Annotated in this window: 15 protein-coding genes; 7 read left to right on the forward strand and 8 right to left on the reverse strand. The window is 38.3% G+C overall.

What is annotated here, in order from left to right; translation table 11 throughout:
* Positions 1–457 precede the first annotated feature (457 nt).
* The gene (rsgA, locus tag BMY13_RS14865; RefSeq protein ID WP_092494136.1) at positions 458–1,522 is read left to right on the forward strand and encodes a ribosome small subunit-dependent GTPase A; all 1,065 of its coding nucleotides are present in this window, start codon (positions 458–460) and stop codon (positions 1,520–1,522) included.
* Positions 1,523–1,813: 291 nt separating this feature from the next.
* Here rsgA and BMY13_RS14870 read toward each other — a convergent pair whose 3' ends face one another.
* Positions 1,814–2,353, reverse strand: a complete 540-nt coding sequence (locus BMY13_RS14870) for an HD domain-containing protein (RefSeq protein ID WP_092494137.1) — start codon at positions 2,351–2,353, stop codon at positions 1,814–1,816.
* 263 nt (positions 2,354–2,616) lie between these two features.
* Here BMY13_RS14870 and BMY13_RS14875 point away from each other — a divergent pair, with 263 nt between their 5' ends.
* The 6 genes from BMY13_RS14875 (at position 2,617) to BMY13_RS14900 (ending at position 7,920) form a co-directional block, all read left to right on the forward strand.
* Positions 2,617–3,570: a DMT family transporter gene (locus BMY13_RS14875; protein WP_092505531.1), complete on the forward strand. Its 954-nt coding sequence runs from the start codon at positions 2,617–2,619 to the stop codon at positions 3,568–3,570.
* Between the two features lie 17 nt (positions 3,571–3,587).
* The gene (gene fni, locus BMY13_RS14880; RefSeq protein ID WP_092494139.1) at positions 3,588–4,637 is read left to right on the forward strand and encodes a type 2 isopentenyl-diphosphate Delta-isomerase; all 1,050 of its coding nucleotides are present in this window, start codon (positions 3,588–3,590) and stop codon (positions 4,635–4,637) included.
* 95 nt (positions 4,638–4,732) lie between these two features.
* Positions 4,733–5,182, forward strand: a complete 450-nt coding sequence (locus BMY13_RS14885) for a DUF2188 domain-containing protein (protein ID WP_092505533.1) — start codon at positions 4,733–4,735, stop codon at positions 5,180–5,182.
* Between the two features lie 94 nt (positions 5,183–5,276).
* Positions 5,277–6,137, forward strand: coding sequence for an MBL fold metallo-hydrolase (locus BMY13_RS14890; RefSeq protein WP_092505535.1), 861 nt, complete (start codon positions 5,277–5,279; stop codon positions 6,135–6,137).
* 73 nt (positions 6,138–6,210) lie between these two features.
* Positions 6,211–6,936, forward strand: coding sequence for a DsbA family oxidoreductase (locus tag BMY13_RS14895; RefSeq protein WP_092505537.1), 726 nt, complete (start codon positions 6,211–6,213; stop codon positions 6,934–6,936).
* Positions 6,937–7,149: 213 nt separating this feature from the next.
* Positions 7,150–7,920, forward strand: coding sequence for a SurA N-terminal domain-containing protein (locus BMY13_RS14900; RefSeq protein WP_175476825.1), 771 nt, complete (start codon positions 7,150–7,152; stop codon positions 7,918–7,920).
* A gap of 36 nt (positions 7,921–7,956) precedes the next feature.
* On the opposite strand, the gene hisC is transcribed toward BMY13_RS14900, so the two are convergent.
* The 7 genes from hisC to hisD are packed head-to-tail and all read right to left on the reverse strand — an operon-like array spanning position 7,957 to position 13,615.
* Entirely contained in the window at positions 7,957–9,024 is a 1,068-nt protein-coding gene (hisC, locus tag BMY13_RS14905; RefSeq protein ID WP_092505541.1) for a histidinol-phosphate transaminase, read from the reverse strand.
* Positions 9,017–9,658 (reverse strand): bifunctional phosphoribosyl-AMP cyclohydrolase/phosphoribosyl-ATP diphosphatase HisIE, encoded by a 642-nt coding sequence (gene hisIE, locus BMY13_RS14910; RefSeq protein WP_092505543.1) that lies wholly within the window; start codon positions 9,656–9,658, stop codon positions 9,017–9,019. The genes hisC and hisIE overlap by 8 nt, the downstream gene beginning before the upstream one ends.
* On the reverse strand, positions 9,658–10,422 hold the full coding sequence (gene hisF / locus BMY13_RS14915) for an imidazole glycerol phosphate synthase subunit HisF (RefSeq protein ID WP_092505545.1): 765 nt from the start codon (positions 10,420–10,422) through the stop codon (positions 9,658–9,660). Before hisF ends, hisIE begins: the two co-directional genes overlap by 1 nt.
* Complete coding sequence (gene hisA, locus BMY13_RS14920) at positions 10,412–11,134, reverse strand: 1-(5-phosphoribosyl)-5-[(5-phosphoribosylamino)methylideneamino]imidazole-4-carboxamide isomerase (RefSeq protein WP_092494147.1); 723 nt, start codon at positions 11,132–11,134, stop codon at positions 10,412–10,414. The genes hisF and hisA overlap by 11 nt, the downstream gene beginning before the upstream one ends.
* Positions 11,131–11,736 carry an imidazole glycerol phosphate synthase subunit HisH gene (gene hisH, locus BMY13_RS14925; RefSeq protein WP_092494148.1) on the reverse strand — a complete coding sequence of 202 codons (606 nt, stop codon included), beginning with the start codon at positions 11,734–11,736 and terminating at the stop codon, positions 11,131–11,133. The genes hisA and hisH overlap by 4 nt, the downstream gene beginning before the upstream one ends.
* Before the next feature lie 15 nt (positions 11,737–11,751).
* Positions 11,752–12,336 (reverse strand): imidazoleglycerol-phosphate dehydratase HisB, encoded by a 585-nt coding sequence (gene hisB / locus BMY13_RS14930; RefSeq protein ID WP_092494149.1) that lies wholly within the window; start codon positions 12,334–12,336, stop codon positions 11,752–11,754.
* Positions 12,329–13,615, reverse strand: a complete 1,287-nt coding sequence (hisD, locus tag BMY13_RS14935) for a histidinol dehydrogenase (RefSeq protein WP_092505547.1) — start codon at positions 13,613–13,615, stop codon at positions 12,329–12,331. The genes hisB and hisD overlap by 8 nt, the downstream gene beginning before the upstream one ends.
* Between the last annotated feature and the right edge of the window lie 4 nt (positions 13,616–13,619).

The raw sequence follows: 13,619 nt of genomic DNA on the forward strand, positions 1-13,619 counted from the left end.
GCGGCGTCCAGCTCCGACGTACAGGACGTACTAGTGCCGGTGACGCCACAGGACGTGGCGTTCTCACCAGCCAGCGCCCAGCGACTAGCGCAACTTCCTTCACCTTCGTACGATAAGTCAACATCGGCTCACTTTGGTCGCCGTGTTTCCTTTATCTCAAAGAGTTGTCGGAAGTTCAACTAAGGTCGCCACTTTGCGCGGCAACGTTAAACCACCCGCGATGCGCGGGCGCAGTTCGTACGTCGCTAAACAGGCGCTTACGCTTTTGTTCCTTGACTTTTTTAAAAAAATGTATAATTATTAAATTATAGAATTTTGTTCATCCATTTTGAAAGGAGTGGTGTTTTATGGCAATTGTAAATCAAATTTCAGTAAACCAGCACACACGTAGTAAAATGGAGGGACAGTCCGTGTAAAGTACGACTTTTCCTCCAACATTAAGGAGGAAATTTTAAAATTGGAGAAGTTGAAACAAATTGGATGGGACGATACCATTCTGGATATTGAAAAAGATAATATTGCCCGTGTTATTACGGTGCAGAAAAATAGTTACAGGGTAACCGATGGTGACATGGATTACTTGGCGCATTTAAGTGGTAGATTTTTAAATCAGGCGTCTTCGCCACTTGATTTCCCAGCAGTGGGTGATTGGGTAGATGTACAAAAACTATCAGATGAACGTAAAGCAGTGGTTAATCGTGTTCTCACACGGAAAAGCCAGTTTATCAGACAGGCTGCTGGTACAAAGACTGAGGCGCAAATTGTTGCTGCCAATATGGATACTGTTTTTATTGTTAATTCACTTAATCATGACTTGAATCTTCGACGCATTGAACGCTATATTTTATCAACATATGAAAGTGGTGCGTCTCCTGTTGTTGTATTAACGAAGAAGGATGAATGCACTCCAGATGAAGTTCAGGATGTTATGATTCAAGTGGAAGAGATTGCGATTGGCGTGCCAATTGTAGCTATTAGTAACGTGACACGAGAAGGTATTGATGAATTGATGGAGTATTTAGCACCGCAACGAACTGCTGCATTGCTCGGTTCATCAGGTGTGGGTAAGTCCACATTGGTAAATACATTGTTGGGACAGGATATACAGGATACAAAAGGTGTCCGTGAAGCCGATAGCAAAGGCCGTCATACTACTACTCACCGGGAAATGTTCAGGCTGCCAAATGATGCTCAGCTAATTGATACACCGGGGATGCGTGAACTGCAACTATGGGAAGGCGAATCAGTAATTGAAGCAACTTTTCAGGATGTTGAAGCATTTGAAAAAGAATGCAAATTCAATGATTGCCAGCATGATACAGAACCAGGGTGCCGCATTCAGGAAGCACTGAACAATGGTGAGTTGGATGAGGATCGCTATCAAAGCTATCTCAAACTTCAACGAGAACTCGCATATGAAAAAAGAAAACAGAATCAAAAAGCAATGCTGGAAGAGAAAAATAAATGGAAAAAAGTATCGAAACAGCAGCGGGAAAATTATAATTTCCGTAAAATGCGATAATAAAGAGCGTTCTTCCTTGTTCTAAAAAGGAAGGCGCTCTTTTTTAGCAGTTTAAAAATCAACAGGTCTGTCGGGTGCGCAGCTATCATCTACTATGAAAAAGGCAAACTTGAATCTTAATAATTAATTTTACATACAAATACAAAGTATAAAGGAGTTCTAAGAAAGCAAAATACGCTCTCATAAGAATTCCTTTAACGAATGTCAAATTTTTAATGGTTGACTTGATAATGAAGTCGAGAAGCTTCAACCAGATACGTAAAACTCTAACTCAGCAAGATATTAGGAACTTCAACCAAATACACGCTTGACCGCGTCCGTGAACTCTTGAAAGTAAGCTGGCACCTCACTATCTTCTAATCCTACACTCATGTTTTGAGCAATTGATTCGTTATACCATTTCTGCTGATTGTAACCGGCATTAAAATTCTCCCACAATAATTCACCTTGGCGTGCATATTCTTTTTCCATAGAAAGCAAGTTATCTAATTTGTCGGCAACAATTAGATACTTCACTTCTTTTTCGGCATATTTTACTGTGTCAATTGTATGCTGTTTACGCTCCTGCCATGATCTCGATTTATCCTCAGTATGAGCAGATACGAGATGTGCGACCCTAGGACCGAAAACTGATTCAATATCCTCGATTTCATAAGGGGTATCTTCGACGACATCATGTAAATATCCAGCACAAACTACTTCATCACTAAAACCGGAATCTTCCAATATCTTTGCGACACGAATTGGATGTGTAATATATAGTGCATCTGAACTTTTTCGTTTCTGCCCCTCATGTGCTTTTTCAGCAAAGGCCTTAGCCTGTTGTATCATGTGTTTTCCTCCTTGTCACTTTTGCAGAGTAATTGTAAATGCTATTGTTATATAACTGTACTATCAAATTCGTTATTTTACTATGCTTTGGTAAGAATTTTGGTAGTTTCTATTATAAGCTTCTTCCAATCTAATAACTAAGCAAGTATACTTAATAACAGACTATATAGATGCACATGATAGAAAATTATTAGATTATAAGAAGTGAACTAGCCAATCGATTAGTCGTTTTAATTAGTATGAATTTAGAAAGAAGGATATAGATGAAAAATGACCAATCAATCGCAATATATTTTTGGTTGCTTCTTGTCCCTTTATTTTGGGGAGGTGCTTTTGTAGCAGCTGAGCATATTATTACAGAAATACCTCCTGTTACGGCAGCAGCCTTTCGGTTTGGATCAGCCGGTATTTTATTACTAGTATTTGTTTTAGCACGAAAAAAACTGGATTTCACAACCATTAAAAAGCAATGGCTCTCCATTTTGTTAATGGCTATAACAGGTATTTTTGGCTATAATTTTTTCTTTTTCACAGCGTTAGATATTACTTCTGCAATCAATGGGTCACTAATCGTAGCAACAACGCCTGTTCTTCTAACCTTTGGTGCTGTTCTTTTTTTGGGTGAAGTTTGGAATAAACAACTTGGATTTGGCCTAATATTATCACTATTAGGAGTTGTTGTTGTAATCTCAAAAGGATCAATAGAGACACTGCTGAATCTAGAGTTTAATTCAGGCGATCTTTTATTTATTGGCGGGTTAATTTGCTGGGTTAGTCATGGACTGTTAGGTAAAGTTGCAATGCGTGATGTTTCCCCTGTTGTAACGACGACTTTAACTACATTAATTGGTTCTATATTTCTTGCAATCTTTTCTATTCCAGAAAAGGGATGGGACAATATCTTTTCCATGTCTACTCAAGGCTGGGGAGAAATGTTGTTTATGATTATTTGCTCTTCTGTCGTAGGTTTCTTATTATGGAATCATGGGATTAAGCAGATTGGAGCAAGCAAAGCGAGTATTTATATGAATTTAGTGCCAATTAATACTGCTTTGCTAGCAGTATGGCTTTATGCTTCTCAAATTACATGGCCGCAAATTATTGGTATGATAATGGTAATAACAGGTGTTTATTTTGTAACATTTCATCAATATTTGAAGAATAAACGTGTTCGCCAAAAAATGGCTCGTTTTGAAAATAAATCAGTAAATAATTAGAGTTGGGATGTGTAATGATGGAGGAAGGAATTAACAAGCGTAAAACAGAACATATTCGCCATTGCTTAACAGGTAATGTAGAAGGGGTGAACAAATCAACTGGATTGGAAGGGATATCTTTTATACATAATGCATTACCTGAAATAAACTTTGATGATATAAACCTGTCTGCCACCTTCTTGGATAAGCAATTAAAGGCACCTTTTCTTGTAAGTTCAATGACTGGCGGGTCAGAACTTGCAACTAAGATTAATCAAAATCTAGCTGTAGCGGCAGAAGAAAAAGGGTGGGCAGTTGGGCTCGGTTCAACCCGTGCCTTTTTGGAAAGTGATGCACATAAGGATTCTTTTTTGATTCGTAAACAAGCACCTACTGTACCATTGATAGCAAATATTGGTGCAGTACAGTTGAATTATGGATATGGTGCCGAAGATTGTCAGCGAATTGTTGATTTGACAGGTGCGGATTCTATCTACTTACATCTTAATCCGTTACAGGAAGCAGTTCAGGATGAAGGGGATTTGGATTTCGAAAACTTGCTGTCCAAAATAGAGAAAGTATGTACAGCCTTGGATGTTCCTGTAGGTGTAAAAGAGGTCGGCTTTGGAATTGATGGAACGGTAGCAAAAAAGTTGTATGACGCAGGGATTTCATATATTGATGTTGCCGGTGCAGGCGGTACTTCTTGGAGTCAGGTTGAAAAACTACGTTCGAAAGATCCGTTGAAAAAAGCGGCAGCCGAGGCTTTTAATAATTGGGGAATACCAACGAAGGATTGTATTGTTTCCGTAAGGGATGTCTTACCTGATGCTCCAATTGTGTCAAGTGGAGGTATGAAGACTGGTGTGGATGCAGCCAAGGCACTGACGATCGGAGCGGATATAGTAGGGTTTGCCCGTAAATTACTACAGGCTGCGACAGAGTCAGCCGAAGCTGTTATTCAGACAATGGATCAGATTGAGCTTGAACTGAAAATGACGATGCTTGGTGTTGGAGCAAAGACGATTACTGACTTAAAAAATACGAAACGAGTCACGATTATGGGACAATCGTTGCTCGAAGATTAATAAATCAGCTGTTTGCCATCGTGGTGAACAGTTTTTTTATGTTTAAGACAAATCACACAGGGTAGACTATTTAAAAAATTGAGGGAGGACTGTCAATGCCTTGGACATTAAACAACTATCCGTCGTCGATGAAGAATTTAAATCATGTAACAAAAAAGAAGGCGATTGATATTGCTAATTCAATGATTGATGAAGGCTATGAAGAGGGACAGGCAATTCCTATTGCAATGGAACAAGCAAAAGAATGGCGGCAAAATGCAGACGAGGACGAAGTTGATTCATATGAGAAAAATGGCAAGACAATAGAACGCTCAGAAGAGGGTAAAAAGTACGAAAGCAACCCTGAACGGTTAGAAGAAGCGGAGCATGTTATAGCACATAATGATGGTTGGGCCGTGAAATCAAGTAATGCCCAACGAGCAAGTGATGTTTTTGATAATAAAAATGATGCTGTCGAACGTGCTCGTGAAATCGCCAATAATAAAGGAACATCTTTAAAAATATATAAACAGGATGGTTCTATTCAGGAAAACCATTCATATTAGGATACTGAGAACTGCTCACATGGTGTGGGCAGTTTTTTATTAATAAATTAATAATTACATTCTAATACTAAGGAAAAAAGGAGGACGTTATCAAATGGATAAAGAATTACACGAGAGTACAGATAATAAAACAATACCAATGACTTCTATTACAAGTGGGTCGGGGCAAGAGGTATTAAACGGTGTGTATTATTATACAGACCAGATTGTGAATATAAGCTTTATTGGCTTTCCTGGCGAAGGGGATTGGGTGCTTGTTGATGCTGGGCTTCCAAAAGCAGCGGCAGAGATACGCTCCGTTGTCGTGGATCGTTTTGGAAGAGATAGTCAACCATCTGCAGTCATTTTAACTCATGGACACTTTGATCATGTAGGCGGGTTACTTGAATTAGTTGAAGAATGGGATGTTCCTGTTTACGCACATGAGCTTGAACTTCCTTATTTAACTGGAGAAAAAAGCTATCCAAAGCCAGATTCAACAGTTGAAGGTGGGTTTTTGGCTAAAATTTCGGGGATCTATCCCAATGAACCGATTAATATTGGAAATGCAGTTCAAGCCTTGCCCCAAGATAATAGTGTACCAGGACTGGATGACTGGAAATGGATACATACACCTGGTCACTCACCGGGACATGTATCATTTTACCGAGAAAACGATTCATTACTTCTTTCAGGTGATGCTTTTATAACCGTTAGACAGGATTCATTTTATAATGTCTTGATGCAAACTGTAGAAGTGAATGGGCCGCCTAGGTATCTAACAACCGACTGGCAGGCGGCAAAAGAGTCGGTAGAAAAGCTTGAAGCATTGCAGCCAGAAATCGTAGTACCTGGTCATGGATCAGTTATGAAAGGCGAGGAACTAAAGCAAGGGTTAAAAAAACTTGTTCAAACGTTTGATCAATCAGCAATACCGGACTATGGACGGTTTGTAGATGACGATAAAAAGCATTAAATAAATATAAGCACAACATTTACTGTAAAGGATTAAGCTATGCTACAATAATTACAGAAATGAGGTGTTTCCCATGAAGATAGAAGTATGGTCAGATTTTGTATGCCCATTTTGCTATATTGGTAAACGTAGGTTGGAAATGGCATTGGAGAAGTTTTCACATAATGATAAGGTAACTTTAGAATATAAAAGCTATGAATTGGATCCTAATGCAGAAAAGAACCCTGGAAAAAATATTCATGAATTATTAGCTGGGAAGTATGGAATGAGTGTAGAGAAAGCAAAAAACTCAAATGAAGAGCTGGGCAAACAAGCAGCTGAAATAGGGTTAACGTATAATTTTGATACGATGCAACATACAAACACATTTGACGCGCACCGTGTTGCGAAGTATGCTGATGAAAATGGTAAAGGAAAAGAAATGACGGAACGACTGTTAAATGCATACTTTACTGAATCTAAACTTATTAGTGATCATGCTACATTAATTGAACTTGCGAGTGAAGTTGGATTAAGTAAGGATGAAGTCACAAAGTTGTTAAAAGTCGATGACTATGCAATTCATGTTCGTGCAGACGAAGAACAGGCAAGACAGATAGGCGTTCAAGGTGTTCCGTTTTTTGTATTTAACGATAAATATTCTGTGTCTGGTGCACAGCCATCAGAAGTGTTCTCAGAAGTCCTCGAAAAAATCTGGGAGGAAGAAAACGACAAACCAGTGTTACAAACATTAAATCCTAAGAAATCAAAGACTACTTACTGTACAGACGAAGGTTGCGAAGTAGAGGATGAAGACTAGGGAATACTGAAGTCAGTTCTTAAGCTTTTCTAAAATTAATTACGGCAGAATTATGTAAAAAATATAAGCTAACGTAACTGAAATGTTAATTAAGGGCGTAAAGGCTTATGCGGCAAGCCGAGAGGATGCTTAACCATATTTTTAGGTATTTGCTTTTACCCTTCCAAATATGTTTGAATGTAGGAACAATGAAATGAAATGAGGGAACTATCAATGAAAAAATTTATAATGTTTATAATGGCATTGAGTTTAGCCACTATTTTAGCAGCATGTGGCGGTGAGGGCTCTGAGGAAAGTAAAGATAGCAATGATAAAGAAGGAAATGAAAAACAAACAGAAGAACAAGCAGGAAAGGCAGGACAAGCTTCAAGCAAGCCAGTTGAAATAACCGATGAAGAAAAAGTCAAGAAGGATAAAGTTGTAACAAAAATAAATGGCGAAGAAATTAAAGGTCAAACATACAATGCCACGTACGCTCAAACGAAAGTAATGATGCAACAGTATGGACAAGATGTTAGTGATAAGAAAAAATTAAAAGAACAAACTCTAAATGCTATTGTACAACAAGAATTATTGAAACAAGATGCAGAAAAGAATGGAATTGAAGTATCAGATAAAGAAGTACAGTCTCAATTTGAGAAGGCTAAATCAAGTAATAAAGAACAATTTGAGTCTGTATTAAAACAGTATCATTTAACAGAAGAAACCTATAAAGACCAATTAGATTTTGAACTTACAGTACAGAAATATAAAGAACAACAACTAGAAGATACAAAAGTAACTGATAAAGAAGTACAAGATTACTACGATAAATTAAAAGAGCAACAAAAGAATGCTTCTAAGGAACAACAACAAGAATTGCCTAAGTTGAAAGACTTAGAAAAACAAATTAAACAACAACTGAAACAGCAAAAAGAACAGCAAAAGCTGCAAGCTAAAGTACAAGAGCTACAGAAACAAGCAGAAATTAAGCATATGATCTAAAAAGAGAAAAGCATCGTTCCCAATGGAACGATGCTTTTACTTATTTTTCAGCATTATTGAATCAAGCGTTTGTAATAAAGAGTGCATACTTTCATCTGTACCAATTGTTATTCGCAGGTAGTTTTCAATTCCTGCTTTATTAAAATGTCTTACCAGAATGTTTTGGTTTTTCAGTTCTGTATACAATATTTCTGCACGGTAATTATAGTGACTTACAAAAATAAAGTTTGTACTTGATGGAAGTACATAGAATCCTCGTTTTTTCATCTCTGTAGTGATCCATTCCCTTGTTTTGATAATTTTCTGGGTTGTATCTTTAAAATGTTCAATATCCCTAATAGCTGTTTCTGCGCCTGCAATAGCAAGACGATCTATTGTATATGAATTAAAGGAGTCTTTGATACGTGTTAATGCTTGGATCAAATTTGGATTCCCTAATGCAAATCCAACACGTAAGCCTGCAAGTGAACGTGATTTAGACATTGTTTGAACAACCAGTAAGTTATCATATGTGTTGATTAGAGAAACTGCAGAACCTGGAGCAAAGTCTATATATGCTTCATCAACAATTACGACCTGATCTGGATTATTATCCAGAATATCTTTTATCGTTTCCAATTCCATGTATAAACTTGTTGGGGCATTTGGGTTGGGAAAAATAACTCCGCCTTCTGACTGGAAAAATGCCTCGGATGGAATACTGAAATCACGATTAAGCGGTATTTCTTCATATGGAACGTTAAAAAGCTTAGCATACACCGGATAAAAACTATACGTGACAGCAGGAAAACGGATCTTTTGCCCACTTTCGAAAAAAGCCATAAACGAAAAGGCTAATACTTCATCTGATCCGTTTCCAATAAAAACATTGCTTGCTTCAAGATTATAATATGCACCGATTAACTCACGCAGTTGATCTGCACTCGGTGATGGGTATAAGTGTAATTTGCGTTCCAATTCTGTTTTAATGGCATCCACTACGTTTGGGGATGGAGGATAGGGATTTTCATTTGTATTTAACTTCAGTAAATTGGGAATATCAAGCTGCTCGCCGGGTACATATGGCTCTGTGCGCTTAACTGTTTCACTCCAGAATTTACTCATTTTTATTACCCTCTTTTGCAATATGCCGTCCATACAATTCTTTTTTTATATCTTCGACTGTTACTTCTAACAGTTCCATTAAAACGAGTGTGTGATAGGTTAAATCAGCAATTTCCCAGGTTACTTCCTGCTTATCATGATTCTTCGCCCCAATTATTACTTCACTTGCTTCTTCACCTACCTTTTTGAGAACTTTATCTATCCCTTCTGTGAATAAGTAAGTTGTATAGGAACCATCCACAGGCTGCTGTTTTCGTTCATTTACTTTTTTTGTTAACTGGTGTATTACGTTTCGTGTTTGTACTTCGTCAGAGAAGAGAGTTTGGAAAAAGCAAGTATCATTGCCTGTATGACATGAAGGCCCCATAGGGTTAACTTGTATTAATAGGCTGTCTGCATCACAATCATAGCTGATACTTTTGACGATTTGTTTGTTTCCGGATGTTTCTCCCTTATTCCAAAGCTGCTGCCGTTTACGGCTGAAGAACCATGTTTCACCGGTTTGCAGTGTTTTATTTAGTGAGTTTTCATTCATATACGCAAGTGTCAGCACTTCTCCTGTTTTAAAATTTTGTATTATTGCTGGGATAAGACCATTTTCGTCAAAAGAAAGCTGGTTTATATTCGTTTCCATTAGATTTCCCTCCTTACAATGATATTGCTGGCTGCAAGATATTCTTTCAAATCTGGTATTTGTATTTCACTATAATGGAATACCGATGCTGCTAGGGCAGCGTCTGCACCACCTTTTTGAAGTACATTAGCAAAATGCTCTTTAGTACCTGCGCCGCCGCTTGCAATAATTGGGATATTTACCTTGTCTGCGATTGCTCTAGTTAGCTCCAGATTATATCCGTTCTTTTCTCCATCAACATCAATTGCGTTAATGACGATCTCTCCGGCTCCAAGCTGTTCGCCTTTAATTGCCCATCCGATTGCGTCTATCTCGGTATTTGTACGTCCGCCGTTGATATAAACCTGCCACGTATTTTCACTTACCGCCTTGGCATCAATGGAAAGCACGACACATTGACTGCCAAATTTTAAAGCGGCGTCTTTTATTAATTGAGGGTTTTTAATTGCTGCACTGTTTATCGATACTTTATCCGCCCCGGCTCTTAGTGTTTGGTGAATATCAGTTATAGTCCGGATTCCTCCACCAACAGAAAAAGGTATAGCTATTTCTGCTGCAACATTTTCAACTACATCGAGAAAGATATTGCGGTTTTCATTGGACGCTGTTATATCGTAAAAGACAAGTTCATCAGCTCCAGCTTGGTTATACTTTTTAGCTAAGTCTACCGGATCATCAACATCCTGGATATTTTGAAATTTACGCCCTTTAACAACGCGACCTTTATCGACATCCAGGCAAGGAACAATTCGTTTAGCCAGCATTATTTACACCATCCAATAGTGATTCAAATGTTATTGTTCCGTCATATAATGCTTTTCCAATAATAGCACCATACAGGTTCATTGATTTTAGCCGATTGATGTCGGCCTTTGTAGATACTCCGCCGGAAGCGATCAGGTTAATTGAAGTAGTATCTTTTATTTCCTGCAATTCATTAAAGTTTGGCCCTTTTAACATGCCATCCTTTAAAATGTCGGTATATATTATTGTTTTAACACCTAGTCGTTCTAGTTCTTTAACAAGTTCAGTTGCTTTCACACTGCTTGTTTCCGTCCAGCCATCAGTGGCTACATATCCATTTCTTGCATCAATCGATACGGCAATTTGTTCTCCGTATTCACGAATAGACCGTTGCAGGAATTCTTTATCATTAATTGCTGCTGTGCCAACAATAACTCGATCAACTCCTGCTTCTAAATAGTCTTTAATTTTATGTGAAGAACGAATTCCGCCACCAACTTGAATCGGGATTGTTGTTTGTTGAGCAATGGCCTTGATGGAATCTATATTGCTCGATTCACCTGTTTTAGCTCCATCAAGGTCCACGATATGAAGGTAGGTTGCTTGTTTGTCCTGCCATTGCTTTGCTGCCTCAACTGGAGAATCATGATATATCTTTTCTTGTTTATAGTCTCCTTGAATTAGGCGAACACATTTACCATTTCTAATATCGATAGCTGGAAATAGAATCATGAAATCATCTCCCCGAAGTTTTGTAATAGCTGTAATCCAACTTCACCACTCTTTTCGGGGTGAAATTGCATTCCAATAATATTTTCTTTTTGTACCACTGCAGGAACCATACCACCATAATCAGCACTACTTACAAGGTCTTCCTTCTGATAGGAGCTAACTGCATAGGAGTGAACAAAGTATACATAGGCATTTTCCTTAATGTTACTTAAAAGTGGGTTTTTTTGGCGATGTGATAGGGTATTCCAGCCCATATGTGGAACCTTTACCGATTCAGCAATTCGTTTAACATCGCCTTGAATGAGTCCAAGTCCTTGCCAATCTCCATCTTCATAGCTTCGCTCATAGAACAGTTGCATACCTAAACAGATTCCAAGCAATGGTTTACCAGAAGATGCTTCTTGTTGAATAGTACGTATTAAATCTAATTCACCAAGCGCTTCGATTGCATCTTTAAACGCACCAACACCAGGAAGTATGATTGCTGTGGCATTTTCAATTGTTTGTTTATCAGTCGTTAAGCAGGAGTCCAATTCTAGCTTAGTTAACGCAAATTGCAGGCTTTTAATATTACCAGCCCCATAGTCGATTATTGCAATCATAAGATTATATCTCCTTTATAAGGTCCCTTTTGTCGATGGGATGCCTTTTATACGAGGATTCTGCTGGCTCGCTTGGTCTAATGCACGCCCAAATCCTTTGAAAATAGATTCGATAATATGATGCGTGTTATTACCGTATTCTAGGTTTATGTGAAGGGTAAGTTTGGCATTGCTTGCAAACGCCTGAAAGAATTCTTCAACAAGCTCTGTATCAAAGCTGCCAACTTTATCCTTCAAACCATCAACATTATAGACGAAGTAGGGGCGTCCGCTAATATCCAACGAAATTGTAGAAAGAGCTTCGTCCATCGGAATCGTTTTAGTAGCATAACGAGTTATTCCTTCTTTATTGCCAAGTCCTTCGTTAAACGCCTGCCCTAGAGCAATTCCAATATCCTCTACAGTGTGATGCTGATCAACATTTAAATCACCCTCACACGTCAGTTCAAGATCAAATAATCCATGCTTTGTCAATAGAACTAACATGTGGTCTAGAAATCCAACTCCGGAATCGATTGAGGATTTACCAGTACCATCTATTGAGAAATCCAGGGCAATCGATGTTTCTGAGGTTGCTCGTTTAATAGAATGTCTACGCATTATGATTATCCTTTCTGATTTGAATTGAATTAGCATGTGCTGATAATCCTTCAGCTTTAGCCAGGGTTATTATATTTTCTGAAGCATCTAGTAACGAATCCCTTGAGTAACGGATAATACTCGATTTTTTCATAAAATCGTACACGCCAAGCGGAGAAGAAAAAGCAGCTGTTCCACTTGTTGGCAGGGTGTGATTTGGTCCGGCAAAATAATCTCCTAACGGTTCAGGAGAGAAGTTTCCTAGAAAAACAGCTCCTGCATTCTGGATATCTCCTACTTTCTCGGTCGCATTTTCTATCATCAGCTGTAGATGCTCAGGCGCAATTTCATTAACTAGGTTGAATGCTTCCTGTATATTCTTCACAACTATAATTCTGCCATTTTGTGTGAGTGCTTTTTCAATAATATCTTTACGGTCAAGTGTAGTTGTTTGCTGATCAATTGCTCGCTGCACCTCAGTGGCTAATGATTCACTAGTTGTAATACAGATTGAAGTGGACTGCTCATCATGCTCCGCTTGTGAGAGTAAATCTGCAGCAATATAATCAGCTGGTGCTGATTCATCTGCAACAACACATATTTCACTTGGCCCGGCTATCATATCGATAGCAACATCACCATATACCCATTTCTTCGCTCGTGCCACAAAAGCATTACCTGGGCCAACTATTTTTGTAACCTTTTCTATACTTGAAGTTCCGTATGCCAGTGCAGCTATTGCTTGCGCACCACCTAATTTATAAACTTCGTCAACACCGACTACCTCTGCAGCTGCAAGCACCTCTGGACTAATTTTTCCATTTGCATCTGGTGGTGTAGTGATAACGATTTTTTTCACACCGGCGAGCTTAGCTGGAATAACGTTCATTAAAACTGTAGAAGGATAGGAAGCCTTACCACCCGGGACGTAAACGCCAACTTTTTCTAATGGAGTGACTTTCTGTCCGAGCATTATACCTTCCGTATTATCAGTAAACCAGGAATATTCTTTTTGTACTTCATGAAAAGCTGTGATGTTAGCTTTCGCTTCTTCTAGTGCCGATTTAAATTCGTCACTAATCATCCCTTTTGCCTCAATGAATTCATCCTTCGTGACGGCTAACTGCTTTAGTTTTATACCATCGAATTGCTCGGTAAAACGATACAATGCTTCATTACCATCTTTTTTAACCTGTTTAATAATTTCTAGGACAGTTTCATCAATGTTATTTTCATCTGCTTGGGAATAAGTATCATTATTTTTCTCTTGACTAAATTGCTCGGGTGTTATCCGTTTCATCAAA

The organism is Virgibacillus subterraneus (assembly GCF_900110695.1).
In the GTDB taxonomy this organism is placed as follows: Bacteria; Bacillota; Bacilli; order Bacillales; family Amphibacillaceae; genus Lentibacillus; species Lentibacillus subterraneus.

What these genes read in the sequence shown, in the direction of transcription:
- BMY13_RS14870 (WP_092494137.1), bottom strand. Translation starts at nt 2,353, where the DNA reads ATGATACAACAGGCTAAGGCCTTTGCTGAAAAAGCACATGAGGGGCAG.
- BMY13_RS14875 (WP_092505531.1), top strand. Translation starts at nt 2,617, where the DNA reads ATGAAAAATGACCAATCAATCGCAATATATTTTTGGTTGCTTCTTGTC.
- fni (WP_092494139.1), top strand. Translation starts at nt 3,588, where the DNA reads ATGGAGGAAGGAATTAACAAGCGTAAAACAGAACATATTCGCCATTGC.
- BMY13_RS14885 (WP_092505533.1), top strand. Translation starts at nt 4,733, where the DNA reads ATGCCTTGGACATTAAACAACTATCCGTCGTCGATGAAGAATTTAAAT.
- BMY13_RS14890 (WP_092505535.1), top strand. Translation starts at nt 5,277, where the DNA reads ATGGATAAAGAATTACACGAGAGTACAGATAATAAAACAATACCAATG.
- BMY13_RS14895 (WP_092505537.1), top strand. Translation starts at nt 6,211, where the DNA reads ATGAAGATAGAAGTATGGTCAGATTTTGTATGCCCATTTTGCTATATT.
- BMY13_RS14900 (WP_175476825.1), top strand. Translation starts at nt 7,150, where the DNA reads ATGAAAAAATTTATAATGTTTATAATGGCATTGAGTTTAGCCACTATT.
- hisC (WP_092505541.1), bottom strand. Translation starts at nt 9,024, where the DNA reads ATGAGTAAATTCTGGAGTGAAACAGTTAAGCGCACAGAGCCATATGTA.
- hisIE (WP_092505543.1), bottom strand. Translation starts at nt 9,658, where the DNA reads ATGGAAACGAATATAAACCAGCTTTCTTTTGACGAAAATGGTCTTATC.
- hisF (WP_092505545.1), bottom strand. Translation starts at nt 10,422, where the DNA reads ATGCTGGCTAAACGAATTGTTCCTTGCCTGGATGTCGATAAAGGTCGC.
- hisA (WP_092494147.1), bottom strand. Translation starts at nt 11,134, where the DNA reads ATGATTCTATTTCCAGCTATCGATATTAGAAATGGTAAATGTGTTCGC.
- hisH (WP_092494148.1), bottom strand. Translation starts at nt 11,736, where the DNA reads ATGATTGCAATAATCGACTATGGGGCTGGTAATATTAAAAGCCTGCAA.
- hisB (WP_092494149.1), bottom strand. Translation starts at nt 12,336, where the DNA reads ATGCGTAGACATTCTATTAAACGAGCAACCTCAGAAACATCGATTGCC.
- hisD (WP_092505547.1), bottom strand. Translation starts at nt 13,615, where the DNA reads ATGAAACGGATAACACCCGAGCAATTTAGTCAAGAGAAAAATAATGAT.